Below are 25,102 nucleotides of genomic sequence, written 5' to 3' on the forward strand. Positions count from 1 at the left end.
CCGACAGGGGAAACCACCATGCCTCGTCGTACTCTCGCGCGACGCAACCTCCTCACCTTCTCCGCGCAGCCCTGGACCCTCATGGAGGGCGAACCGGGCGCCGGCGGTGCAGGTGTCACGCCGCCCGCCGTCAACGAGCACGGCTACCCGGACGACACTCCGACGGCCGACATGACACCTGAGCATCAGGCCGCGTACTGGAAGCACTACGCCCGCAAGCATGAGCAGCGAGCAAACGCGGCTCCCGACTCTGCGGAGCTGGAGCGCCTGCGGGCTGCGGAAGCTGAACTCGCCACCCGCAAGGCTGCCGAACTCACCGACGCTGAGCGCCTCCAGGCCGAGAAGGACGCCGCGGAGACTGCCCGCCTGACCGCTGAGCGCGAGCGGGACGAGGCACGCGCGGAGGCCCTCCGCATCACCGTGGCAGCGACGAAGGGGCTCACCCCCAAGCAGGCCGCGCGGCTCAAGGGCTCCACCAAGGAGGAGCTGGAGGCCGACGCGGACGAGCTGCTCAAGGACTTTGCTCCCTCGACCCTCGGCACTACGACACCTCCGCCGCAGGGCGGTAACCGTGGCGGCGACGTGGGCGGCAGCACCCGCACCACCGCTACCGGCGCGGAGCTGTACCGCGAGCGCCACGGCAAGAAGTAACCCCCGACCCCCTCACAGGAGGATCGTTCATGAACCTCGGACTCGTTACCGAGAGCTTCTCTCAGGACAAGCGCGACTGGCTCCAGGGCGCGCACGGCACGGACATCGTCCCGTCGGTGACGCTGGATGTCAGCAAGTTCACCGCCGGAACCCACTACCCGGACGGCTACGTCAAGTCGGGCATTCCGCTCGGCCGGATCACGACCGGGCAGAAGGTGGGCCCCTACGACGACACCGCCACCGACGGTCGTCAGACCTGCATCGGCTTCCTGTACACGGGCGTGGAGGTCGTGACGAAGCGCGGCGCGGTCCTGTCGTCCGCCGTCGGCTCGATGCTCGTGCACTGCGCGATCAAGGAGTCCAAGCTCCCCGTCACCATCGACGCCGCCGGCAAGACCGACCTTGGCGCTCGCGTCATTTTCGTCTGAGAGAGGTAACCCCCAACTATGCAGCTCATTGACGAGTTCGCGACCCCCGCGGAGCTGACCGGCTACGCGCGAGCGGCTCTCGCGGACCGGCCGGAGAACGACTTCGGTCTGGACCGGTGGCTCCCGAACCGCACCATCAACGATCTCTCCTACCGCTTCACCCGAGGAGGGGGCGGCCTCACGGAGGCGGCGACCTTCCGTGCGTACGACGCCAGCTCTGACGTCGGCGTCCGGCCCGGTGGCGCGCGAGTGTCCGGCGAACTGCCGCCCATCTCCCGCAAGATCCCCGTCGGCGAGTACGAGCGCATCAAGCGCCGGAACATCGACACGCAGAACGCGGAGATCCGCGACGCCATGCTGGACGACGGCGTGCGCCTGGCCCGCCAGATCGAGGCCCGCATGGAGCTGGCGCGTGGTGAGGCGATCTTCAACGCATCCGTCGTGCTGAACGAAAACGGTGTCCAGGCGTCGGTCGACTTCGGTCGCGCCGCAGGCCACACCGTGACCGCTGGTACCGTCTGGTCCAACGTGTCGGCCGACATCATCGGCGACTTCCAGACGTGGCTGGAGGTCTACAACGACGCTAACGGCGGTGACCCGGACTCGGTGCTCATCTCCCGCGCCATCTGGACCGCTCTGAAGCGGAACACGCAGCTTCGCGGACTCTCCACCACGGGCGCGACCGCCCCAACCGTCCTGACCGACAGTCTCCTGGCTGCGATCCTCGCGGACCACGGCATCCCGCCGCTGGTCCGATACGACGCCAAGGTGAACGTGGGCGGCGTTTCCACCCGCATCACCCCGAACGACAAGCTGGCCTTCCTGCCGGCACAGGGCGACGCCCTGGGTCAGACCCTGTGGGGCGTCCCCGTGGAAGCGGACGACGCGCGCTACGGACTGGCCGGTGACGAGGCAGGCATCGCGGTTGGCGCGTACAAAACTGAGGACCCGCAGACCGTGTGGACCCGTGCTACCGCCATCGCCCTGCCGGTCGTTGCGGCTCCGGACCTGTCCTTCGTCGCTGACGTCCTCTGACCTGAAACGCGAGGCACTCACACATGGCCAAGCTGAAAACGCACGTCCACGTGACGGACGACAACGGGGCGGTCCACGTGTTCGGCCCCGCGGACGAGGTCCCGGAGTGGGCACAGGCGCTCATTACCAACCCGAAGGCGTGGCTGGAGCCGCCCTCCGCGAGTCGACTCACGGAGCCCGCTCCCGAGCCGACAGTGAAGAAGGCGGCTCCCGCCAAGCGTGTGGCCCCACGCCGGAAGGCGGGCGGTGGCGATGCTCCTGTTTCTGGCGACTGAGCTGCGCGCTCTCCTCGGCACCGCCATCAGCGACGAGCGGGCCCAGCTCGCTCACGACCTGGCGGAGGACGCGATCATGGGGGAGGTGGGGGCTCGCGTCTCCACCCCGCCTCAGCGCGGCATCAAGACGGTGGCACTGAGCGTGGCCGCTCGCATCCTGACGAACCCGCAAGGGCTTCGCTCGGAGCAGGCGGGCGGCATGCTTCAGTCCTACGTCGACTCACAGACCGGCGTGGTCCTCTCTGACGACGAACTCCGGCGGCTCAAGCGTGCCGTCGGGATGGCGTCCGGGGCCGGCATGTTGAACATCGCCCCGGCAGAGACCCGGATTACGACGTACCCCTGGCGGCAGGCATGAGCCTGATCGCCAACGTCATGTCGCAGTCCTGGTTCATCGAGCGCCCCGGCGCGCGGGTCCGTGACTCGACAGGCTCATGGGTGGCAGGACCCCCGGTCCGCACGCGCGTCGACTACTGCGCCGTGATGAGCCCGTACGGCGTGACCGTTGGGTCCTCTACTGAGCAGCATGACGCCAGCGAGACCGTGACGACCCGACGCGTCTTCGCGGCCCCGCTCGGCACTGACGTCCGGCCCTCCGACCGCATCGTCAGCCTGGACGGCTCGGAGACGTGGGAGGTCGTCGGCCGACCGCTGATTCTTCCGCTGACGTCGCTGGCCCGCGTCGAAGCCGCCCTGAAGGAGGTGACCGGCTGATGGCCTACCGCTCGAAGTATGTCGGTAAGTACAGCGGACTCGGCCGGATGATCTCGCGGCCCATGTTCGCCAAGCCCTGCCGCAAAGCGGCTGTGGAGATCATGCACGCCGCACAAGGCTTCTCTCCGACGGGTGACCCGGCGGAGGACAGGCACCCGGGGCTCTACAAGAAGTCCTTCGACGTCGTACCGGCCTACAAGAACATCCCCTTCCGAGGGAAGCCCCGCATGCGTCACGGCGCAATGGTGGTCAACTCCGCCTGGCACGCCAAGGCCGTGGAGTACGGCGACTGGGACATCCCGCGGTACGCGCCCCTCACGAAGGCCTTCTTTGCCGTGAAGGCGGCGAACGGTGGCTGACGTGGAGGCTGTCATCGCCCCGTGGCTGGAGAACCGCTTCGAGGTGTCCGCAGCCGCTGAGACTCCTGTGGACCTGGAAAACAAGCTGCCGCTGATCCGGGTGCAGCGTATTGCGGGCGCCGATGACCGGTTCAGTCAGCACCCTGCGGTCGCCGTCGACGTGTTCGCCGCAACGGCTGACGAGGCCCGCACCCTATCCAACAGCGTGCGAGATGCCCTCGTCTTCCTGCGCGGCCCCGTTCCCGGCGCCGTGATCCGCGGAGTCCGCTGCATCTCCGGCCCGAGCCGGCAGCCCTGGGCGAACGAGGCGATCCACCGACGTGGCGCGACGTACACCGTGAGCCTCCGGCCCGCGTAACCCCGAACTTCCTAGCTCCGTGAGTCGACTCGCGGGGCCCCTACGTATGCCCTGGAGGCATCATGGCGGACACCCGCAATGCCGATCTCACGTTCGGCGCCAGTGACTTTCTCGTCCACGTCGCACCCCTGAACACCGCGTCTCCCCTCGCCTTTGCCGACCCCGCCACTCCGTGGGCGTGCATGGGCTGGGTGACGACCGAGGGCGGGACGTTCGGCATCGAGGACGAGTCCACCGACGTCCAGGCGGCCGGCTCCCTGGAGCCCATCCGCACCCTGATGACCCGGTCGACGAAGACGATGCAGGCGACTTTCCAGGAGGCCATCAACCCTCTGGTCCGCAGCCTGTACGACAACGTTCCGGTCATTTCGCTGGAGCCGACCGCGGGAGTCGTGACCTACGGCCTCCCCGACAAGCCCAACGACCTCAGGTACGCCTTCGTCTTCGACTCCGTCGACGGTGACAAGCGGAACCGGCTGTACATGCCGAACGGCAAGGTCACCGCGAGGGGCGAAGAGCAGGCGCAGACGACCGACGTGTGGCCGGTCCAGATGACCTTCACCTTCTACAAGGGCCTCACGCTCCCCGCCGTCACGCGCTCCATCGACTACGGCGAGGTCGACGTCTCGGGCTTCTTCCCCGAGGGCCCGTAACAGCCAGCGGGGCCCTGTACCGCGCGGGTCCGGGGCCCCGCTTCATCCCCAGCAGATCCACAAGACCCGCGCCAGAGCCACAAACCTGACTTAGGAGACCCGCGCCCATGACTGACATCACCCCCGCTGAGGCCCAGGAGATCGAGGCCACCGAGGAGTACGGCACGGCGACGCTGAGCGGCGTTGACCTGCGCGTCAAGCCCGTGACGGAGTGGCGCCCCAGCTACCTGCGAGCCCTCCGCCTGGCCGACTACGACGCGTGGGCGACCGGCGTGCTTCACGAGGACGACGTTCAGACCTTCATCGACCTGGACGCCACGATTGCGGAGATCACCGACTTCACCGCAGCCGCCATGGAGTCCGTCGGGGAGACCCCGGGAAAGTCCTCTGGACGTGCGAAGTCCTCGACTCGCACGCGGAAGCGCTAGAAGCCGACCTGGCGTTCCGCGGTATCGATGTCCTTGACGTCTACCGCGGACGCCTCTCCCTCCGCCGGCTGCGGGTGCTCATCGAGCATCTCCCGCAGGAGTCAGCGACGAAGACGGCGCTGAGGAACAGCATCCCTGACGACGTTATGGCGCAGGCCAGTGCCGACTACCGGCCTGACAAGGCGGCGTGGAGCCGTCTGGAGACGCAGATGGCGGAGCTGAAGGACGAGGTCATCCGCAGCCGGAACGCCGCGATTGCCATAGCCGGTGGCACTCCTCCGGAGTTCGTTCCCACGTCACGACCGGGGATCCCCCCGACGGCGGCATCCCGACAGGGCATGACCGACGAGCAGCGCCGCGCCATTGACCCGCGGCTGAGAAACCAGCCGAAGGAGGCGTAATGGCGGACCTTGACATCGTCGGCGGTGCGGCGGTTGACGTCGTCCCGATCATCCCGCAGTTCCACGCAAAGCTGAAGGCACTTGTCCTCCCCATTGCCGACCGTGTCGGCAGGGAGGCGGGGGAGCGTATGGGGGAGGCGATCAGCAACAACATTGTGATCGCCATCCCTAACGCGATAACGCGCGGTGGGCGGGCGGGTGTCCGCGCCGCTGGCCGCCAGGGTGACGATGCAGGTGGAGCGTTCGCTCGGTCCATCCGGCGCAAGCTGGAGGCGGCCTTCAAGGCGATGCCCAAGCTGCAAGTAGGGCTGGCGGACACAGGTGTCGACGCTGAGCTAGCTCGCATTCGCGCCCGCATGGAGACCCTCCGCAACAAGACGATCGGCGTCGACGTTTCAACCGCTGACGCGGAGCGCGAGATCGTCCGCATCGATGCAGAGCTGCGGCGACTCGGAGCCTCCCACGCTGACGTAGAGGTACGCGCCGACACGGCTACGGCTCGTGCGGCACTGGCGGAGATCCGCGCTGAGATTGCTGCGGTGGATGCCACCGACGTCGATCTGGACGTCCACGTCAACACTGCCGGAGCAACCGGCGCTCTCATGGCGCTGAGTATCCAGGCAGCCGCTCTTATGGCGATCCCCCTCGGCCCCGTCCTCGCGGCGGGCCTTGGCGCAGTGGTCTCCATGGCGAGCGCCGCCGCAATCGGCGTAGGCGCCGTGGGCCTGGCCGCCGTCCCCGCCATCAAGGGCGTCACGGAGGCCATCCAGGCGAAGACAGCGGCGGAGAAGGAGGCAGCCTCCGCCACCGACGACAGTGCGAAGAAGACTACCCAAGCCGCTCAGCGTGCCCTTCAGCTAGCCGGCGCACAGTCATCCCTCGCCTCCGCCCACCGCAACGCCGCGCGCTCCATCGCGCAGGCTGCCCGCGGAGTGGAGGACGCAGAGCGCTCCGTGGCTGACGCCATCCAGCGAGCTGCTGATCAGCGTCAGGCCTCCGCCGATGCCATCCGTCGCGCGCAGGAGGGCCTCTCCGACTCTCACCGTCGCCTCCGCGACGCTCAGGAGTCACTCACCGACGCCAACCGCACCGCCCAGAGCGCGCAGGAGGACCTCAGTCGAGCTCGCGTCGACGCCGCTCAGAAGCTCCGGGACCTCAACGACGAGTTGAGGAGCGGCGCCCTGGACCAGCGCGAGGCCACCCTCCGCGTCCAGCAGGCGCAGGAGGATCTCAACCGGACCAAGGCTGACGCTGCCGTCGGCAAGGCGACTCAGCTCGACCTGGACCAGGCACAGTTGGCCTACGACCGGGCCACTGAGCGCGCCAAGCAGCAGAAGCAGGACTACAAGGCTCTCCAGCGGTCCGCCGAAGAGCAGAAGAAGGCGGGGGTCGCCGGCAGTGAGGCCGTCCAGGACGCTACCGAGCGCCTTGCTGACGCTCAGCGAGCCGTAGCCGACCGCACGGAGGCGATCACCGACGCCCAGAAGGGCGTTCGCGATGCGGCCGTAGCCGTGGCCGACGCTCAGTCGAAGGCGGCCCGCGACCAGGTCGACGCTGCCCGCACGGTGGCCGACGCCCAGCGCGGTGTCTCCGACGCCGTCCAGGCCTCGGCCGAGGCTCAGGTGTCGGCCGCGGATCAGATCGCCTCTGCGGAGCGTGGGCTCGAATCGGCCCGCCTCTCCGGCATCGACACCACGACGAAGGCGGTCACGAAGGCTGACGAGTACCGCAAGGCATTGGCGAAGCTGACGCCTGAGGGACGCACCCTCTTCAAGGCCATTGCCGGCCCCGGCGGGCTGGTCGAAGGCTTCAAGGCGTGGTCCAAGGAACTCAGCCCGGACGTCGTGCCGCTGTTCACTCGTGCGGTTAACGGCTTGAAGAACTCCTTGCCCGGTCTGACGCCGCTGACCAAGGGTGCCGCGGACGGCATCGACACGCTGATGGATAAGGCATCGGCCCAGATGAAGACGCCCTTCTGGGAGTCCTTCAAGGCCGACCTTGCGGAGAATGTGAAGCCAGCCGTTGTCGGTTTCGGCGTCGCGTTCGGCAACGTCATCGTCGGCATCGTCGGCATCATCGACGCCTTCCTCCCGAAGATGGACGGCATCGCCGCTCACTCCGACCGCATCACCGAGCGATTCGCGAAGTGGGGGACGAGCCTCAAGGGCAGCCCTGACTTCGAGAAGTTCCTGACGTACGTCAAGGACACGAGCCCCGGACTCGCTGAATTCATCGGCGAGATCCTGTCGACGATCGTCGATCTCAGCAAGGCGCTGGCGCCGCTCTCGGAGCTGATGTTCGAGACCATCAAGCCACTGTTGGATGCTATCCAGTGGCTAGCTACGAACGTCCCCGAGTTGGTAATCACGCTCTGGCTGCTCTTCGCGGCACAGAAGGCGATCACCCTCGGAATGGCCGCTTTCGCAGGCGCCATGATCCTGTACCAGTCCGTGATGATCATCGCGACCATCGCGACGGCCGGATGGGCGGTGGCGCTGAATGCGACGGGTATCGTCCCGATAATCCGGGCCATCGTGCTCGTGGTCGGACTCCTTGTCGCAGCAGTGATCTACGCCTACAAGAACTGGGACTGGTTCCGTGTGACGGTCGATACCGTCGCACGAGCCATCAAGACCGCAGCTTTGTGGATCTGGGACAACGGCCTGAAGCCAGCGTTCAACGGCATCTGGACGGCCATGAAGGCCGTGGGTGCGGCTGCTGTCTGGCTGTGGGACGTCGTCCTAGAGCCTGTCTTCGGATTCATCTTCAAGTGGGGAAAGATCCTGGTCACGGCCCTCGTGGTCGCGTTCCTCCTGCCTGCATACCTGGCGTTCAAGGCGCTGGGAGCTATCGGGATGTGGCTCTGGGAGAAGGCGATCGGACCGGCGTTCGCGAAGATCGCTCGTGACGCGACGTGGTTGTGGGAAAAGGTACTCAGCCCTGTATTCGGATGGATCAGCTCCAAGGCCGTCTGGATCTACGAAAAGGGCATCAAGCCCGCTTTCAAATCGATTTGGGATCGCTTCAAGCTCGTCGGTGAAGGAGCCCAGTGGCTCTGGCGAGAAGTACTCCGGCCTGTCTTCGGATGGATCGGCGACAAGGCGTCCTGGCTCTACGAAAAGGGCATCAAGCCGCACTTCGACAACATCAAGTCCGCAATGTCTCTCGTCGCCGAGTCCTTCGATAAGGGCAAGGATGACATCAAGACTGCGTGGGACAAGATTTCGGGCATCGCCAAGAAGCCCGTCAAGTTCATCATCGACAAGGTCTACAACGAGGGCATCGTCCCGCTCTGGGACCGAGTTGCTGCTGTAACCGGCGCCGACAAGCTGAAGCCTTTCAAGGGCTTCCACACAGGCGGCGTGATGGACGGCTATTCGCCCGGTCGTGACGACCGCCTCATAGCCGTTTCGGGTGGTGAGGCGATCATGCGACCCGAGTGGACTCGCGCTATCGGCGAGGATCGCATCAACCAGTGGAATGCGGCTGCCCGTTCCGGTGGGATCAGCGGCGTTCAGCGAGCGATCTCCGCGGGCATGCCCGCGTACAAGGACGGCGGAATCGTCGGATGGCTGAAGGACAAGTCCGGCGACGCCGCGAAGTTCCTTTCGGGCATCACCGATTACACCGATCCCGCGAAGCTGTTCGCCAAGGCGGCAGGCTCCATCACCAACCAGATGAAGCCGCTCATGACCAACCGCTGGGCGAAGTCCGTCGGTCAGCTCCCCATCAAAATGATGGAGGGCCTGAAGGACACCGCCCTAGGCGTTTTCGGCATAGGCGACGGAGGGGGCGGTCAGTGGACCAAGCCCGTCGGCGCCCCGATGAGCACGCCCTTCGGCAAGAAGGGCCCCATGTGGTCGTCCGGGCAGCACACCGGTCTGGACTTCGCCGCAGCTCTCGGCACTGCAGTCAAGGCGGTTGCCGGCGGCAAGGTGGCCATGGCCAAGTCCGGCGGCCCGTACGGCAACCACATCATGCTGAACCACGGTGGTGGCCTGACGTCGCTGTACGCCCACCTCTCCAAGATGCTGACGTCCGTCGGCGACACGGTGAAGCAGGGCCAGAAGATCGGCGAGGTCGGCTCGACCGGCAACTCCAGCGGCCCTCACCTCCACCTGGAGGCCCGGGTCAACGGCAAGGCGGTCGACCCCATGCGCTACCTGACCGGTGGCGGTGGCAAGGGCGGCACGGGTGTCGAGCGCTGGCGCCACGTCGTAAAGGCGGCCCTGGCGGCGACGAACAACCCGTCCTCATACGCTGACCTGACGCTACGGCGCATGCAGCAGGAGTCAGGCGGCAACCCCGAGGCCGTCAACAACTGGGATGTCAACGCCAAGAACGGCACCCCGTCGGTTGGATTGATGCAAGTCATAAAGCCGACATTCGAGGCCTACGCGGGCATGCTCCGCAAGCAGGGTCCGTTCCGGCACGGGGTCTCGATTGACCCCATGGCGAACATCTTCGCCTCAATGCGCTACGCCAAGTCCGCGTACGGATCGCTCCCGACGGCCTACAACCGACCGGGCGGCTACGCCGAAGGCGGCTTCCCGCAGATCGGCGAAATGGCGTGGGTCGGCGAGAAGGGGCCGGAGCTGCTGGAGTTCCTCACCCCGACGCGGGTGCGCAGCAACAGCGACTCCATGGCGATGGCTCGTGCGACGCAGAGCATCCCCGGGCGAGGCTCCGGCTCGATCCCGGCCATCACGGCCGACGTCCATGTCTACGTCGGAGACCGCGAGATCACCGACATCGTGCGCGTGGAGGTCGACGCGCGGCAGGACGAAACCGCTATGGCACTAGGAACAGGACGGTACCTCTGATGAGCGAGACCCCACCTGAGGTCGGCCCGTACCCGGAGCCCGACCCTGACCCCGGACCACCTCCGGTCTACCCGGCACCCCCGCCGCTGGACGCTCCTCCTCGGGATCCCTCCGAGGAGTACAGCCCCGGCAGCAACGACGGTGCCAACGGCGGTGTCGGCGACGGCGGGGGTGACGGCGGATGAGCGTAGCGTCCAACCTGTTGCCCGCGAACACTAGCGGCATCGAGACGGACACCAGCGGGTGGACGACGGGAGCGAACACCACGCTCTCGAAGTCCACCCGCTTCTACGCGGGCGCCTCGTCGCTCGGCATGACCGCCACGGCAGCCGGATCCGTCACGGCCACCATCTCCGCTCGCGTGGCGGTGGTGGCCGGCCAGGAGTACACCGCGTACAGCTACTGGGCCAACGTGGTGGCTGCCGCGGGACGCTCTGCGACGGTCCGTGTCGACTGGTACGCCGCAGTGTCCGGCGGATCGGCACTTAGCTCCGTCACATCCGCCACCAGTGCGCTCCCCACCGCCACCACCTGGCAGACCCCGCCGCCCATCCTGATCGCCACGGCTCCCGTCGGCGCACAGTACGCGTCGGTGACCGTCTCGTGCACCGGCCTGAGCGCGGGGGCGACGGTCGTGACGGACGTCGTTAGCTTCGGACTTCCGTTCACTGTGCCTGGCAGCCTTTTCCCGTATGACAAGGCCTCTGCGGAGGTCAGCATCGCCGAATGGGGCGGATGGGCGAATGCCACGATCAGTCGGACGTCCACGGTGGCGTGGGAGGGCTGGTACAGCCTCCAGGCCGAGTCCCTGGCGTCAGGGGTCATGGAGGTCGGAGCCACTCGGCACGCTGTAGGTGCGGGCACAGAGTACGTGGCGCAGGCTCGCGTGCGCCCTGCCGTGGTCAGCAGCACGGTTCGCATAGAGATTCGCTGGTACGACGCGGACATCGTGTACTTGTCCCGGAGCGTCGTCGACCACCCGGCATTCGCAGGTCAGTGGACTGCGTGTGCGGTAACCGGAGTAGCACCTCCGGGGGCGGCCCACGCCCGCATGGTTCTAGTGCCGACAGCGATGTCCGCTGCGGAAATATGGGCGTTCGACCACATGGCTCTGCGTGCGTCTCCGATCCCCGCCGGCTCGCTGATCGGCTACAACACGCAGTCGATGGAGGTAGACGCCTCCGGATGGACAGCGGTCTCCGGCTGCACTATCGGCCGCACCACCGAGACGGCATGGGAAGGCGCCGCCTCCCTGCGTATCAACGAGACCGGCTCGACAGGCATGAATGCCACCGTGGCCCTGTCGACGCCCGTCCCCGTCACTCCCCGGCAGGCGTATCAGGTCACCCCCCGGCTCAAGCTGGGCGCAGGACCCGCGGGACGCCAGCTCGTCACGACGTACGCCTGGCTCAACTCGTCTGACGAGCTGATTCGATCGGCGACCGTCACGTGGTCACTGGGATCGTCGGCCGGCACGGGCTGGTACGCCCCTCCCACGAGTGCCGTCGCTCCGTCAGGCGCAGCCTCGCTTGTCGTGAGCTTCCACATCGTGTCGTCGATCGTCGGGCAGCCCGCCTTCCTCGACGACGTCCAGATCACCCCCGGGGGCCTGGCAGCCGTCGCTGACGCCGTCCCGGATAGCTACAGCGCGTCCGTCGCCCTACAGGGACTGACGAGCGGCGGCTACACCTACTGGGGTCTGTGGCGGCAGGGTGGAGACGGTGCACTCGTCCCCATACGCGGCCCGCTAGCGGACCTCACGCAGGTGACCATTGTCGGCGACACGGCGGTGGTGGAGGACTACGAGGCCCCGTTGGGCGTGGAGGTCCGCTACTACCTCAAGGTGTGGACCGGCAGCAGCTACCGGGCAGTGCTCTCTGACCCCGTCATGATCCCGGAGCCGGTTTCCACGGAGATCGTCCTCAAGGATCCGGGACTGCCCGCCAGGCAGACTACGGCCGTCGTCTCCAAGGGTGGCCAGCCGACGTGGACGAGGCGGGCCCGGCAGGGTGTTAACGCCGTCCGTGGCAGGTCCCGTCCGATCGTCATCTCCGACATGCGCACGTCGCGCGAGGGGACGATGACGCTGGTCACGGAGACCGCGGAGGATCTCGCCTCGATGTGGTGGCTTCTGGAGAGCGGCAACATCCTGCTCATTCAGTGGCCGTCCCTATGGGGCGAGCGCGACGTCTACGTGGCCGTGGGCGATGTGGCTGAGGCCCCGGTCGTGGAGTACGCGGAGTACACGGACCGCACGTGGACCGTGCCTCTGACGGAGGTGGACCGCCCCATCGGCGGAGCCACCGGGTCATCTGGCCGCACGTGGGCCACGGTCCTGTCGGACCACATCGACGGCATGGACCTGCTCACCTCGTACGCCTCATGGCTGGGCGTCTACACCGGACTGGAAGGGACTTGATGCAGACAGTCAGTAGTCAGTTCCTCACGGCCCTGACGACGTCCCACTCCATGACGGTCAGCGTGAGCGCCATGCTCGGCTCCCTCGTCACCATCCCCGCCGTGCCTGTCACGGACGGGGCGGTGACGGTGGACCGCGGGAGCAAGGTCCGGCGAACGCTCTCCCTGACGGTGGCGGACCCGGAGCTTCTCCCGTGGGGGGAGGCGGACCCGCTCGCCGTTTACGGCCAGAAGCTCATTGTCACCCGGGGAATCCGATTCGCCGGCGGGCAGATCGAGAGCGTTCCGCTGGGTACCTTTCGAATCAACGAGCCGGCGGGCGACACCCTTTACGGTCCCGTCACCCTGACCGGCCAGTCGTCGGAGTGCTACATCATCGACGACAAGTTTATGGCGCCCGCATCGACGCGCGGTTATGCGACGTGTGTCGACGCTATGGAATACCTCATCCGGCAAACGCTACCTGACGCCGTGATCGTCAACACCACCGCCGGATCACGCAATCCAGCCTGCGCCATCGCGACGTGGGATGCCGGTGCCGACCGATGGGACGCCGTTCAGCAGATCGCCCTTTCGATGCAGGCGGAGATATTCGTCGATGCCCTGGACCGATTCGTGATCGCTGATATTCCGGACGTCTCAACGGCAGCCGTTGTCTGGGACATCGCGGAGGGCGAGGGCGGAACGCTCATGTCCGCCGCCCGTGCGATGTCGCGAACGGCCGTTTTCAACGCCGTTGTGGCGAGCGGGGAAAACACGGCGACTGGAGGAGCGCCCGTCAGCGCCGTTGCGTATGACACGAACCCCTCCAGCCCGACACGATGGAGCGGCCCATTCGGACACGTGCCGCGATACATCTCGTCGGCGCTCTGGACAACTACCGGAGCGTGCCAGGCCGCCGCGGACTACGCCCTGTTCGACGCCGTGGCCCGGAATGTGCAGCTATCCATTGCCGCCATTCCGAACCCCGCACTGGAGGCCGGCGACTGCCTCCGCATCTCGCACACCGGCCGCAAGGAGCTGGCCATCGCCCAGTCCTTCAGCATCCCCCTGACGGCGGAGGGCTCGTCCTCGCTGACGCTCCGAGGCGGGAAGGAGGAGACGCCGTGACCCCACGTCAGAGCCTCTCAGAGGCCATCCAGCGGGCTGCCAGCCGTGCCGTGCAGCAGGAAGCCGGAGGCTGGCTCATCGCCACCGTGACAGCCGTCAACGCAGGCGGAACCGTCGACATCACCACTGCCCGCGGACCCGTCGCAGCAGTGCGCCGACTGAAGTCGTATTCCGCCCCAGTGGTGGGCGACAAGGTGAAGGTGGATTTCAAGCCCGACGGGAATTGGCTAGTGATTGACGCACTCGCGTCGTGAGGAGTAACTGAATGCCGACCACTGATGGGTATGGGCAGAAGGTCCCGTATCCGGTAATGAGCGACGCCCCGAACATCGAGCTGGCGTTCCAGGGTGCGGTAAACGCGCTCACCAAGCAGACGGTGCTGCGGTTCGCCAACGCCAACGAGCGTTCGGCGACGCTAATGGGCGCATTCGCCGCCGTTCCGGGGATGCTCAGCTACCTCATCGCTGAGGACCGCTGGGATCAGTTCGACGGTGACGGTGTTTGGCGGCCGTTGACCCCGGGAGCATGGAAGCCCATCACGTTCGCATCGGGTTACACCGCATTCGGCGGCAGCCCCGGATACCGCATTGTGAACGGGTGCGTTGAGATGCGGGGCGCGTTCCAGCGAACGAGCGGTGCCACCTTCACAACGAACACGGAGATCACGGCGTTCACGCTCCCAACGGAGGCCCGACCAGGAACCGCAAGGTCGTTTATCGCCGCCGCCACGTTCAACGTCGGCTTTTCTGCGCGACTGGTCACCCGAGTCGACGGAACGGTGACCTACAGCATCGCTCACGCCGCCACGTTCATTTACCTGGACAACGTTCGGTACTCGCTCGCCTGAGAGCCGCTGCACATCACTCGCCCCGCATCGACGGGGCTTTTTCTATGCCCGGGAGGGGATCTCATGGCTACACCGATGACCGCCGATCAGTTCGTCAAGGCGCTGGAGGACGAAGGCGTCGACGTCAAGGAGTACAAGAGCTGGCGGACGCACAACCGGAACCACAAGGGGGCGTGGGGCCCGGTGCACGGCGTCGTCATCCACCACACCGCCGGCTCGAACAGCCTCGCCCTCTGCTACGGCGGCATGATGGGGCTGCCCGGCCCGCTCTGCCACACGCACCTCGCGAAGAGCGGCGTTGCGTCCATGCTCAGCGCGGGTCGCGCGAACCACGCGGGCACCTTCGCTCAGAACGCGTACAGCGCGATGCTGAATGAGTCGTCCACCCACCCTCGTCCGTCCTCCTCGGAGCCTGTCGACGGCAACCGCTACACGTACGGCATCGAGATCGAGAACCTCGGCAACGGCAAGGACTTCTACACCAAGAAGCAGTACGACGCCGCTGTCCGCTGGGCTGCGGCCATCTGTCGTTTCCACGGCTGGGGCGCCGACTCCGTGATCGGACACAAGGAGGGGACGACTCGGAAGATCGACCCCAAGGGTCCGATTGGGAGCGCCGACGGTCCGCAGTTCGACATGGGTCAGTTCCGCAAGGACGTCACGGCCCGGCTGGCGGAGAAGGGCGAGAAGCCCAAGCCTCCGGCGCCCACGAAGCCTGCGACCCCGACCAAGCCGGCTCCGGCCAAGCCCGCCGTGCCGACGGTCGACCTCTCCAACCTGATCGCCGCAGCTCGTCGCGATCCGTCCCTCAAGCAGGGCGGCACCACGCACCCGGCTGACGTCAAGATCGTGGAGGCCGCACTCCAGAAGGAGGGCCTCCTCGGAGCCTCGTACGCGAAGGACGGCAGCTTCGGCAGCCTGACCAAGGCCGCGTACGCCGCCTGGCAGCGGAAGTTGGGCTACACCGGCTCCGCGGCCGACGGCATCCCGGGCAGGGCGTCGCTGGAGAAGCTGGGCGTCAAGCGCGGCTTCAAGGTCAAGGCGTGACCCATGGCGCCTGAGATCATCATCGCCGTCATCTCCTCCGTGGCCATTCTGGCTGCGGCGGTGGTGGCGGCCCTCCCGGCTCTTCTGACGGCCCTGCGCCGGACCAGGAGCGCCGTGGACGACGTAGAGACATCCGTCCAGGCCCAGGGTGCCGAGACCCGCGCGGCCACCGTGGACGCCATGACCTGCATAACCGCCCAGATCGAGGCGATGGGGTCCCGTCTGGACTCCCGCATCGACGACGTGCGCGACGACATCGACGACGTACGCGAGGACATCACGCGCGTCCGCGAGTGGCAGGCAGGCCACGACGCGGAGCACATCATCAGCCGCCCCCGTACTGGAGGAGACGCCGCATGAGCATGCCCGCAGGCATCGCTACCGTCACACTCACCGGCCGCTACCTCCGTCCCGACGGCACACCCCTGAAGGGGACGGTCACGATCGCCGCCCCATCGCTCGTCACGCTCCCCGGAGCCGACACCATCAGCGCCGGCGCTGCGACGGTCACCCTGGACACGACCGGCGCCTTCTCCGTCCTCCTGATCTCCACCGACCAGATGGACATGCAGCCGACGGACTGGGCGTACGTCGTCAGCGAGAAGTTCGCGGACATCGCAGCCCGGACGTACGCAATCCGGCTCCCTGCTGACGTCCCCGTGGTCTCCATCGCCGACATTGCGCCGTCCGATCCGAGCACGGGTCAGTACGTGCTCGTCCCTGGACCGACAGGGCCCGCGGGTGCGTCGATCCTGACGGGCACGGGCACCCCGAGCCCCATGCTGGGCGGCGACGGGGACATGTTCGTCGACAAGACCGTCGGCGCCGTCAAGCTGTACGGCCCGAAGGCATCCGGCGCCTGGCCCGCGGAAGGTGTGGCGCTGGGTGGCGGAGGCCTGATCGCCTCCGTCAACGGCCAGACCGGCACGGTCTCCCTGACCGCCTCTGACGTCGGCGCTCTGCCGCGAGCGATCAAGACCGTGTCAGCGCTGACGGCCCAGAGCCTCTTCTATATCGCTCACCGAGGATCCGGCGCGGAGCTGGGGGCGGAGCACACCCTCGATGCGTACGAAGCGGCGGTTGCTGCCGGCGCTCAGGCGATCGAGGTGTCCGTCCGCATGACTGCTGACGGCGTGCTCGTCTGCGGCCACGACGAGAGCCTGGAGCGGACGACGTACAGCACGGGGAACTTCGCCGACTGGAACTACACCGCCCTGAGGGCCAAGGTCCGCACGAACGGCAAGCTCCTCCTCGGCCAGGGCACCGTCGACGTACCGCCCCCGACGCTGCGAGAAGTGCTTGACAGGTTCCTGGGCAGAGTCGTGATCTTCCTGGAGCCTAAGAGCAACCCGAGTGTGCCCGCCGTTCAGCAGCTCCTGACGGACTTCTACCCGCACGCCAAGGACAGCGTCGTGTGGAAAAACTACTTTACGAACAACAGCTTCCCGTGGGCTAAGGCGAACGGCTTCACCACGTGGGGTTACGTCGACGCCGGGACGACGGATGAGCAGATGAACGCCGTCGCTTCGAACATCGACATGTGGGGCGTACCTGTCGGCATGAGCGACGCCCGGATCACAGCAGTCGTCGCCCGTGGCCTGCCCGTCATCTCCTGGGAGGTGCACAGACGCAGCGAGCGGAACCGCCTCGCAGCCCTGGGCGTGCGGGGCATGATGTGCGCCCAGATCGTCTACGTCCGCCGCACAGGTGCCTCCCGCACGTCCGACGACTGGGCGACGCAGGTCCGGGCCCCGGGCGACATGGGGACGATCAACTACGACCATGCGTCGGCGCTGAAGTTCGATGACGCAGGCGGCAGCGTCTTCATCAACGCTCTGCCGAACCGGTCTATCCTCCTCGGCTCGCTGAGCAACCCCACGCCGCCCACGACGTACACGATCCACTTCAGCATGATGTACGAGGGCGCTCCAGGATCGACGGAACACGCGGGCATCGCGTTCGGCAAGGACAGCGACGATTCGTATCGGTTCAACCAGGTCAACGCCTCCGGCGGCTACCACGTGGCGGTCCGCGGCAACGGTGATCTCCAGCTCTACACGCACGCCGCAGGAGTCACGTCCGGAACGCAGCTCGGCACCACGCCGTCAGCAGCTCCGACGGCCGGCGGCTGGATGACGTTCACGGTCCAGGTCACCCCGACGCAGATCATCCTGACGCGGACCGACCTGGAGACCCCGGTGGTGCTCACCGTGACGAACTCAACCCACCGTGGCGGGTACATGCACCTGTCCAACGGGTCCATCTCGTCGCTCGCGACCAAGCCGCACTGGAAGGCGTTCTCCGTCACCGCTTAAAAATCATGAAGCACTGGCGTCACATCTCCTCGTTCCGTCGACATACCTCATGTGTAAGGGCGGGATGAGGAGAGAGGGACGCACATGGGCAACGTGGGCATCATCGGACGGGCGCGCGTCGGCAAGGACACCGCCGGCCAGTGGCTCGTCGACAACCGCGGGTACCGGCGGATCGGGTTTGCCGACCCGCTCAAGGAAGCGGCGCTGAAGCTGGACCCGCTCATTGAGCAGATCGACATGGCGTACCTGGCCGTGGACGAGCGTCCTGACGTGCGCCTGTCCGATCTCGTCGGCTCGTACGGCTGGGAGGAGGCAAAGGAGGCTCCGGAAGTCCGCCGCATCCTCCAGGAACTCGGCGCCGCTGTCCGCGCCATCGACGAGGACTTCTGGCTCCGGGCCGCCATGGCGCGCGTCCAGGAGGCCAACGAGGCGGGCGTACCGGCCGTCATCACCGACGTCCGCTACCCCAACGAGGCGGCGTCCCTGCGGCGCGCCGGCTTCCACCTGGTCTACATCGAGCGGCCCGACGTGGAACAGCTCGTCCACGAGAGCGAAGGGGCGCTGGGGGCGGAGGACGCGGACGTCACGATTCATAACGGGGCCAGCCTGGACGCCTTCCTTTACGCCGTTGAGGGCTTCGCACGTCACGTCGAACGAGTCGAGTCCCGCCGTCACTACGCCCGCTCCCACTGACCGAAAGGCACTCATGAAGCGACTCCTGGACTACCTCAACACCCTCACCCTCCGCGCCTATGTCAAGCTCCAGATCCTCGCGGCCACCGAGCCCGTACGGCTCCGGTCCGTCCTCACGTCCGCCGCCCTGGCGCTCGCCTTCTTCGTCCCTTCGCTCGCCCAGCCCGACATCACGGATCACCTCGTGACCTTCGGAGCCGTCGCCCTGCCGATCCTGGTGGGGGAGAGCGCACGGAAGAAGGTCGCGCCGGTCGACGACGAGGAGTAGCACCCGCTGTACCCGCCCCCTGGTTCTCCGGAGCCAGGGGGCTTTCGGCGTATGGAGACCAAGGAGAGTCCGCTCGCGGACAAGAAGGCGCGCATGCGCTTCAACAAGGCCATGCGGGAGAAGGGCATCCCGGCGAAGGCATGCGGGAAGTGCTTCGTGGTGAAGGGGTACGATGCTTTCAACGTAGACAGGAGAAAGAAGGCGCACCCGGAGGTGCCTTCCTGCAAAGCTTGCAGTGCAGCCGCCATGCGCACACGTCGGAATGTCAGGATGGAAGACCCCACCGCCCGAGAAGCGGAAAGAATACGCAGTCTCGCCAAAGCCGCACGAGATCGGGAGGCGGTTAACGTACGTTCACGCACCTGGTACCGGGCCAACCGAGAACGACGCATGGAAGCCGACCGACGATGGAAGGCGGCGAACCCTGAAGCGTGGAGATCTATTACGCTGCACGCCCGCCAGCTTAGGCGTGCCCGCCAGAAGGACGCCACTGTCGTCCCCTTCACTCACGCCGAGATGCTCGCCGACTGGGAGGAGCGCGATCTCTACGGCTGCGCCTTCTGCGGCGGTCCTTACGACGACATCGAGCACCTCGTTCCGCTCTCCAAGGGCGGAGAGCACAGCCTCGACAACATCGTTCCGTCGTGCCGGGACTGCAACCGGGGCGTAGGCGGTAAGCACAGTCGCCTCCCGTGGGAATGGCTTGCCGAGCGCTTCCCGAACCTGGCCCCGATCCTCGTCCCGAGCGTCCTGCCCGACGTCGACACGCCTTAACCAACCCTTAGCTCTAGGTAAAGCTTTCTTAACGGCACTCAGCCCCGTACTTTGGGTAACTCCCAGGGTGCGGGGCTTTTGTCGTTTCAGTGGTCTATACATTCTCCGCGAGTCGACTCGCGCAAGGGGATCCCGACGTTGTGTCGGCCGACACATGGCTATACCGTTTCCGGTATGTCGACCTCACCCGGACCGCTCCTTCAGGCACTGGATGGCCTGTGGGACCAGCTACGGTCTGAGCATCCAGAGCTACCACCGGTACGGATGGCCGTCGTACCGACACCACCCCCCAGCAAGCACCTGGCCGAGCGCTGGCACAGGGATGGCGACGTCGTGACGGGACTCGTCATCAGTGCGGACACCATGCGAGAGGGCGCTGACGACGTCCTGGAAGTGGTACTCCACGAAGCAGCGCACATCCTGAACTGGATCCGCGGCAAGCCCGACACCAGCCGGCGGGGGACGTACCACAACAGGGAGTACCTGGCGGCTGCGGAGGAAGTGGGTCTCGAATGGCCCGCGGACCTCGTCGCCAATCCGAATGGGCGGGGGTACGAGCCGCCCATCGGGGACGCTGCCCGGACTCGCTACGCCGATCACATCGACGCTCTGTCGACGGCCATCCCGCACGTCCTCCCGCATCTGACGATCCCCGGCGCGTCGAAGAAGGTACGGACACCGAACCGCCTCATCCTGGAGTGCGGCTGCTCCACGCCGCGAAAGATCCAGGTGGCCCGCACCACGTCGGAGCTGGGAACCATCACGTGCGGCTTGTGCGGAAAGGATTTCGCAACCCCATGATCGACTGAGTGGGCAGCGTCGGGGTACGGTCTACCTAACCGCAGTGACTTGCGGTACGGTGTGCCCGCCCCCACGCTGCTGCTGAGAGGTACTGATGAGCCGAGAAGTCGCCGTCCCTGTGGACGCTGATACCCTCCCCGTTCTTGAGCTGGACGACCTGGCGCAGGAGGGGGAGGCGGCTCTCGTCGCCCGTGGAGCGGCGTACGCCAAGGAGTACGGTCGCATCCAGGGTGTCTCCACGACGCTGGCCAAGAACCTTGCGGTCGTCGTGGTCGCTCTCCGCGTCCAGCACGACGACATGCGGGGCTCCAGCCACGAGTACCGCCAGACCGTGTCGGACATGTACCGCCAAGCAGGCCTGCCAGCCGACAGTCAGGGCGCGCTACAGAACACCGTCAGGTGGCATGTCGGCAACCTGCTCCGTCGCACCATGACGCCACGGCAGCTTGAGGCGAACAACCTCCAGCCGACGTCGCCGCTGGAGCGGCTCCAGGACAGCCGTAAGACGAACAGCGCGATCATCAAGGCTGCCAAGGTTTCGCAGGCCGTCACGGAGTCGAAGCCCACACCCTCCCGTCGCAAGGCCGACGCCGATGAGCCGTCGACCGGCACGGAGATCAAGGCGACGGCCGACCACCTCCGCCTGGCGTCCGTGGTAGTGGACATCCTGGGGCAACTCGACAAGAACGTCATCAAGCGGCACATGACCGCCGGGCAGCGTGCTGCGCTCGACGCGGACCTGGCCAAGATGGAGCGGAAGATCGCCAGCCTGCGGACGGTCACGAAGAAGCCCAGGTCAGGGGCCTGATCGTCGCCCTACGTCGACCGGCGCCTCCTCGTCCCCAGGTCAATCTGGCCAAAAAGACAAGATGGACCCCTATTTTCCTTTCTCCTTAACGCGCGTTAGAGAGAAGGAAAATAGGGGTCCATCTTGTCAAATTGGCCGGAGTCTGTCCGGGGGAGGACGAGCCAAAAGAATCTTGGACCCGACCGTCACATCTCGCCTCGCCGTCGACATACCTAATGCGTAAGGGAGAACGCAGCGACGACGAGGAGGCCACATGGCCGGGGTCAGTACGGTCAAGCGCGGCGGGACGTGACTGTCAGCGCGGGAGGGTCCGCGTTCAAGCGGTGCACCAAGTGCGGAGAGACGAAGCTGACTGAGGGCTTCTATCGAAACCGGGCGCAGAAGGACGGCCTGACTGGCTGGTGCCGGTTATGTGTTCGGGCGTACCAGAAAGCCCATTACGCCGCGAATCCCGAACATCGCATACGTCAGGCTGCGGAGTGGAAGGCCGCCAACTCCGAGAGGGCACTAGACGCCGACTTGAAGCGGTTGTTCGGCATCACGCTGGGTGACTTCAACCGGATGGTCGCCGAGCAAGGCAACGTGTGTGCCATATGTGACAAGCCTCAAGCGGGCGACCGGAGGCTGTCCATCGACCACGACCGAGCATGCTGCCCAGGCTCACGAAGTTGCGGGATGTGTGTGCGGCAGTTGCTGTGCAACCTCTGCAACACGGGCCTCGGACTTTTCCGCGAGTCGCCCGATCTGATGGACCGGGCGAAGGCGTACATACTACGACACGAGGAGAGCAAGTGACTGGGGTATCCACAGTTCGCAGGGGTGGCTCACGCTTCTACATCAACCCCGACGACGCGCACATCAAGGTCCCGGGCGTGACGTCCGTCGTGGGGATGCTCCCCAAGGACTTCCTGACGTACTGGGCGGCGAAGCAGAGCGCGGAGGCGGCAGTCAACAACTGGGACATCGTCTCCCAGCTCTGCGAGCGTGACCCTGCCGGCGCCATCGACTACCTGAAGTCGGCACACCGCCGCACCTCGAAGGCAGCGAGCGACCTCGGGTCCGCGGCTCACGATCTGTTCGAGCGCATGGCGCGGGGCGACGAGGTCAGCCTCCGGCACGTCCACGCGGACATCAAGCCGCACGTCACGTACTTCAAGCAGTTCCTGGACGAGGTGCAGCCCGAGTTCCTCCACCTGGAGGAGACCGTCTGGTCGGACGAGCACCTCTACGCCGGCAGCTTCGACGCCATCGCCCGCATCGACGGGGAGGTGGTCGTCCTGGACTGGAAGACCTCCAAGGCCGTCTACGACTCGGTCGCTCTCCAGCTCGCCGCCTACCGCTACGCCAACCGCATCATCCTGGCGGAGAACGGGGAGTCGGTCGACGTTCCGCTAATGACTGGCGGGGCTGTCCTGCACGTCCGGCCGGAGGGCTGGCAGTTCGTTCCCGTGGAGTGCGGGGAGGACGTCTTCAAGGCCTTCCTGGCGCTGCGCAAGGTCTTCGACTGGGAGCGTGACGGCAAGAAGGGCGTCGTCGGCCGGCCGATCGCCAAGGGCGGCGAGGTCGCCACGGGCACGCAGAGGCGGGCGGCATGAGCGAGCGAGGAGCGGGGCCGCTGGAGTGGCGGACCGTGGGCGGCTATACGCCTGAGAGTGTGCGCCGTGCGAGCATCGTGCACGTCTTTCCCGCTGCTGCTGTGGCGGACATGCTGAAGGCCGCTGACGAGGCGCACATCAAGCGTCTCAACGAGGAGAACGAGCGTGGGGGTGAGGCTCGCGGGGTCGTCGCTGATGTTGCGTCGGTCCTTGACGTGGATATCGACCACGGTCCGGGGACTCGCTGGGATGCCGATCACATGCATCGCGTGGTGGTCGGTGCTCAGGCATTGCGCGACGATTTGGAGTCGATGAACTCCTACTCTGCGCGCATCGAGCGTGAGCGCGACGAGCTGAAAGCGAAGCAGGCCACCACGGCCGATCTACTGCGCGCAGAGTACGAGCGAGCCAACGCCGCCATCGAGCGGGAGGAGGCTGCGGACGAGGCAGCCGCGGAGATCGGGCAGTACGCCCGACGGATGGAGCGAGAGCGCGACGAGCATCGTAAGGCCGCGGAGGAGGCCGAGGCCAAGCTCCGTAAGCAGGAGCACGGCTGTGAGACTCCCGAGTCACACGCCTACGGATGCCCGTGCGACGAGCCGATCAAGTTCCGGGGCGGGAGCATCACGTTGCATCAGGACCCGGTGACCGCGGAGATCCGCTTCGAGGCGGGGCCGTGGGACCGGACGATGTGGTTCATCGAGGAGACCGATCCTGAGGTCTCCAGCCACGGAACGCTGAGCGTCCAGCGGGCGCACCGCACGGTCGGCGTCCGCATCGACGGCCGGGTGTGGATGGAGTTCCTTCGGGCCGCCTCCACGGTCGACCCGGGCAGCAAGGCGCTGCGCGAGCGCCTCGCAGAGTTGGATACATCCGCCGAATACTGGGGCGCCAATGCTCCCGGTGGATCGCTGATCGACGACCTGAAGAACACCATCGTCAGCCAGGCGCGGGAGATCGCGCGACTCAAGGGGGAGAGCGCATGACCAGTTTCATCAAGACGCCGGCACAGCGAGCAGAGGAAGCCCGCGAGGCGAAGGCAGGGGCGGCACTGGCAGCGTTCGCGACGGCGCTGCTTCTCCTGCCACTCCTGGCGTTCATCCTGATGCTCGTCTTCGGAGCCATCCACGGAGCGTTCACGGTATGGCCGGCCATCGGGTACGGGACTTCGGTGCTGTACATCCTGGGCATCGACCTCGTGGCCTTCCTGAGCAAGCGGTTCCGCAAGTAGCGCAAGGCACACACGGGGGCGTCCACACCGGACGCCCCCGCTTCGGCATGGGATGAGGAGAGAGCATGGTTCTGGAAAACCTGATCGAGATGCTGGAAGCCGCCGACCCCGACACCGTGGTCAAGCACGGCTTTACCAATCCGCATTCCTACCGGGGCTACTACCACGATCTGGCCTTCGAGCCGGCGAGCAACGTACGTGTCGGCGACATGCTGGCCGACGCTCGGGGCGCTCTCGGGGAGACCTTCGAGGGCTGGAAGGGCGGCGACTTCGAAATGGGCCGTTACACCGACTGCTGGCTGTCCTTCGAGGGGCAGTCCGGCGGGGAGACCATCGGCCGCCTGCTCGTGACGTACATGCTGGGGGACGTGGCATGAGTGACTTCACCCCCGACTTCCGCGAGTGGCCCAAGACGCCGCGCCTCTTCCGGGAGATCGTGATCACGGAGAAGCTCGACGGCACGAACGCCGGCCTTCACATCAGCGAGGACGGCCAGGTCGTCGCGCAGTCCCGGAAGCGGATCATCACGCCGGACAGTGACAACTACGGCTTCGCCCGGTGGGGGCAGGGGATCCAGCGGCGGTACGGGATGGACCGGAAGATGTTCAGCATCTTCAACGTGGTCCGCTGGGGAACGCAGGCGGACGAGGACGGCACGACGATGAAGTCCCGGGCGGGACAGTCCGACTTGATCGACCAGGTCGACGCCGTTCCGATCCTGTACCGGGGCGTCTTCGATCAGGACGTGATCGACGACCTGATGAAGGAGCTGCGGGAGCACGGCTCCTACGCCGCCCCTGGCTTCATGAACCCCGAAGGCATCTGCGTGTACCACTCGCAGACCCGCAGCGCCTTCAAGGTGACGCTGGACGCGAACGACGCCGGCAAGTGGGAGGTAACTGCCTGATGCCCACAGAAGAGGAGATGCGCAGCCCGGATTTCTGCTGGACGCACGGGTGCCATCGATCCGCCTGCCCGACCCCGCACTAGGGGCTGACATCTAGCTCCGCGAGTCGACTCGCGGAGGGGGTGAACCATGCTCGAACTGCTTCTGATCTGCGTCGTTGGAT

Annotated in this window: 31 protein-coding genes; all 31 read left to right on the forward strand. The window is 66.4% G+C overall.

Annotated features, from left to right (window positions below; all coding sequences use genetic code 11):
* The first annotated feature begins 18 nt into the window (after positions 1–18).
* On the forward strand, positions 19–651 hold the full coding sequence (locus IE264_RS17205; RefSeq protein ID WP_229887574.1) for a hypothetical protein: 633 nt from the start codon (positions 19–21) through the stop codon (positions 649–651).
* Positions 652–680: 29 nt separating this feature from the next.
* Positions 681–1,079: a head decoration protein gene (locus IE264_RS17210; RefSeq protein ID WP_032754570.1), complete on the forward strand. Its 399-nt coding sequence runs from the start codon at positions 681–683 to the stop codon at positions 1,077–1,079.
* 18 nt (positions 1,080–1,097) lie between these two features.
* A complete protein-coding gene (locus IE264_RS17215) occupies positions 1,098–2,114 on the forward strand; it encodes a major capsid protein (protein ID WP_032754571.1) in 1,017 nt (338 codons plus the stop codon).
* A 23-nt stretch (positions 2,115–2,137) separates the two neighbouring features.
* Positions 2,138–2,389, forward strand: a complete 252-nt coding sequence (locus IE264_RS17220) for a hypothetical protein (RefSeq protein WP_032754574.1) — start codon at positions 2,138–2,140, stop codon at positions 2,387–2,389.
* Positions 2,367–2,747 carry a hypothetical protein gene (locus tag IE264_RS17225; protein ID WP_032754981.1) on the forward strand — a complete coding sequence of 127 codons (381 nt, stop codon included), beginning with the start codon at positions 2,367–2,369 and terminating at the stop codon, positions 2,745–2,747. The genes IE264_RS17220 and IE264_RS17225 overlap by 23 nt, the downstream gene beginning before the upstream one ends.
* Positions 2,744–3,103, forward strand: coding sequence for a hypothetical protein (locus IE264_RS17230; RefSeq protein ID WP_032754576.1), 360 nt, complete (start codon positions 2,744–2,746; stop codon positions 3,101–3,103). Before IE264_RS17225 ends, IE264_RS17230 begins: the two co-directional genes overlap by 4 nt.
* On the forward strand, positions 3,103–3,462 hold the full coding sequence (locus IE264_RS17235) for a hypothetical protein (RefSeq protein WP_032754577.1): 360 nt from the start codon (positions 3,103–3,105) through the stop codon (positions 3,460–3,462). The genes IE264_RS17230 and IE264_RS17235 overlap by 1 nt, the downstream gene beginning before the upstream one ends.
* 1 nt (position 3,463) lies before the next feature.
* Positions 3,464–3,820: a hypothetical protein gene (locus IE264_RS17240; RefSeq protein ID WP_229887576.1), complete on the forward strand. Its 357-nt coding sequence runs from the start codon at positions 3,464–3,466 to the stop codon at positions 3,818–3,820.
* 62 nt (positions 3,821–3,882) lie between these two features.
* Positions 3,883–4,473 carry a phage tail tube protein gene (locus IE264_RS17245; protein WP_032754580.1) on the forward strand — a complete coding sequence of 197 codons (591 nt, stop codon included), beginning with the start codon at positions 3,883–3,885 and terminating at the stop codon, positions 4,471–4,473.
* A gap of 107 nt (positions 4,474–4,580) precedes the next feature.
* Complete coding sequence (locus IE264_RS17250; protein ID WP_032754583.1) at positions 4,581–4,901, forward strand: hypothetical protein; 321 nt, start codon at positions 4,581–4,583, stop codon at positions 4,899–4,901.
* Between the two features lie 74 nt (positions 4,902–4,975).
* Entirely contained in the window at positions 4,976–5,302 is a 327-nt protein-coding gene (locus IE264_RS17255; RefSeq protein WP_229887578.1) for a hypothetical protein, read from the forward strand.
* Complete coding sequence (locus IE264_RS17260; protein WP_032754585.1) at positions 5,302–10,125, forward strand: peptidoglycan DD-metalloendopeptidase family protein; 4,824 nt, start codon at positions 5,302–5,304, stop codon at positions 10,123–10,125. Before IE264_RS17255 ends, IE264_RS17260 begins: the two co-directional genes overlap by 1 nt.
* Positions 10,125–10,310: a hypothetical protein gene (locus IE264_RS17265; protein ID WP_158706491.1), complete on the forward strand. Its 186-nt coding sequence runs from the start codon at positions 10,125–10,127 to the stop codon at positions 10,308–10,310. The genes IE264_RS17260 and IE264_RS17265 overlap by 1 nt, the downstream gene beginning before the upstream one ends.
* Positions 10,311–10,327: 17 nt before the next feature.
* The gene (locus IE264_RS17270) at positions 10,328–12,544 is read left to right on the forward strand and encodes a hypothetical protein (RefSeq protein WP_229887579.1); all 2,217 of its coding nucleotides are present in this window, start codon (positions 10,328–10,330) and stop codon (positions 12,542–12,544) included.
* A gap of 71 nt (positions 12,545–12,615) precedes the next feature.
* Entirely contained in the window at positions 12,616–13,653 is a 1,038-nt protein-coding gene (locus tag IE264_RS17275) for a DUF5047 domain-containing protein (RefSeq protein WP_229887616.1), read from the forward strand.
* The gene (locus IE264_RS17280) at positions 13,650–13,907 is read left to right on the forward strand and encodes a hypothetical protein (protein ID WP_229887580.1); all 258 of its coding nucleotides are present in this window, start codon (positions 13,650–13,652) and stop codon (positions 13,905–13,907) included. Before IE264_RS17275 ends, IE264_RS17280 begins: the two co-directional genes overlap by 4 nt.
* Before the next feature lie 11 nt (positions 13,908–13,918).
* Positions 13,919–14,500, forward strand: coding sequence for a hypothetical protein (locus IE264_RS17285; RefSeq protein WP_032754588.1), 582 nt, complete (start codon positions 13,919–13,921; stop codon positions 14,498–14,500).
* 63 nt (positions 14,501–14,563) lie between these two features.
* Complete coding sequence (locus IE264_RS17290) at positions 14,564–15,547, forward strand: N-acetylmuramoyl-L-alanine amidase (protein ID WP_032754590.1); 984 nt, start codon at positions 14,564–14,566, stop codon at positions 15,545–15,547.
* A 3-nt stretch (positions 15,548–15,550) separates the two neighbouring features.
* Positions 15,551–15,907 carry a hypothetical protein gene (locus IE264_RS17295; RefSeq protein WP_032754591.1) on the forward strand — a complete coding sequence of 119 codons (357 nt, stop codon included), beginning with the start codon at positions 15,551–15,553 and terminating at the stop codon, positions 15,905–15,907.
* Positions 15,904–17,862, forward strand: a complete 1,959-nt coding sequence (locus IE264_RS17300) for a glycerophosphodiester phosphodiesterase (protein ID WP_032754593.1) — start codon at positions 15,904–15,906, stop codon at positions 17,860–17,862. Before IE264_RS17295 ends, IE264_RS17300 begins: the two co-directional genes overlap by 4 nt.
* Before the next feature lie 84 nt (positions 17,863–17,946).
* A complete protein-coding gene (locus IE264_RS17305; RefSeq protein WP_032754595.1) occupies positions 17,947–18,555 on the forward strand; it encodes a deoxynucleotide monophosphate kinase family protein in 609 nt (202 codons plus the stop codon).
* 13 nt (positions 18,556–18,568) lie between these two features.
* Positions 18,569–18,823: a hypothetical protein gene (locus IE264_RS17310; RefSeq protein ID WP_032754598.1), complete on the forward strand. Its 255-nt coding sequence runs from the start codon at positions 18,569–18,571 to the stop codon at positions 18,821–18,823.
* A 51-nt stretch (positions 18,824–18,874) separates the two neighbouring features.
* Entirely contained in the window at positions 18,875–19,597 is a 723-nt protein-coding gene (locus IE264_RS17315) for an HNH endonuclease (protein ID WP_078657356.1), read from the forward strand.
* Between the two features lie 264 nt (positions 19,598–19,861).
* Positions 19,862–20,398, forward strand: a complete 537-nt coding sequence (locus IE264_RS17320) for a SprT family zinc-dependent metalloprotease (protein ID WP_032754605.1) — start codon at positions 19,862–19,864, stop codon at positions 20,396–20,398.
* A 118-nt stretch (positions 20,399–20,516) separates the two neighbouring features.
* On the forward strand, positions 20,517–21,206 hold the full coding sequence (locus tag IE264_RS17325; RefSeq protein WP_229887582.1) for a hypothetical protein: 690 nt from the start codon (positions 20,517–20,519) through the stop codon (positions 21,204–21,206).
* Between the two features lie 288 nt (positions 21,207–21,494).
* Positions 21,495–22,001 carry an endonuclease domain-containing protein gene (locus tag IE264_RS38665; RefSeq protein ID WP_199814995.1) on the forward strand — a complete coding sequence of 169 codons (507 nt, stop codon included), beginning with the start codon at positions 21,495–21,497 and terminating at the stop codon, positions 21,999–22,001.
* Positions 21,998–22,801: a PD-(D/E)XK nuclease family protein gene (locus IE264_RS17335; protein WP_032754611.1), complete on the forward strand. Its 804-nt coding sequence runs from the start codon at positions 21,998–22,000 to the stop codon at positions 22,799–22,801. The genes IE264_RS38665 and IE264_RS17335 overlap by 4 nt, the downstream gene beginning before the upstream one ends.
* Positions 22,798–23,787: a hypothetical protein gene (locus tag IE264_RS17340; protein WP_032754614.1), complete on the forward strand. Its 990-nt coding sequence runs from the start codon at positions 22,798–22,800 to the stop codon at positions 23,785–23,787. Before IE264_RS17335 ends, IE264_RS17340 begins: the two co-directional genes overlap by 4 nt.
* Positions 23,784–24,032, forward strand: a complete 249-nt coding sequence (locus IE264_RS17345; RefSeq protein WP_032754617.1) for a hypothetical protein — start codon at positions 23,784–23,786, stop codon at positions 24,030–24,032. The genes IE264_RS17340 and IE264_RS17345 overlap by 4 nt, the downstream gene beginning before the upstream one ends.
* 65 nt (positions 24,033–24,097) lie before the next feature.
* Positions 24,098–24,409: a hypothetical protein gene (locus IE264_RS37940; protein WP_032754620.1), complete on the forward strand. Its 312-nt coding sequence runs from the start codon at positions 24,098–24,100 to the stop codon at positions 24,407–24,409.
* On the forward strand, positions 24,406–24,939 hold the full coding sequence (locus IE264_RS37945; protein ID WP_032754623.1) for an RNA ligase family protein: 534 nt from the start codon (positions 24,406–24,408) through the stop codon (positions 24,937–24,939). The genes IE264_RS37940 and IE264_RS37945 overlap by 4 nt, the downstream gene beginning before the upstream one ends.
* Positions 24,940–25,102 lie beyond the last annotated feature (163 nt).

Source organism: Streptomyces microflavus (genome assembly GCF_014650075.1).
Classification (GTDB): Bacteria; Actinomycetota; Actinomycetes; order Streptomycetales; family Streptomycetaceae; genus Streptomyces; species Streptomyces microflavus.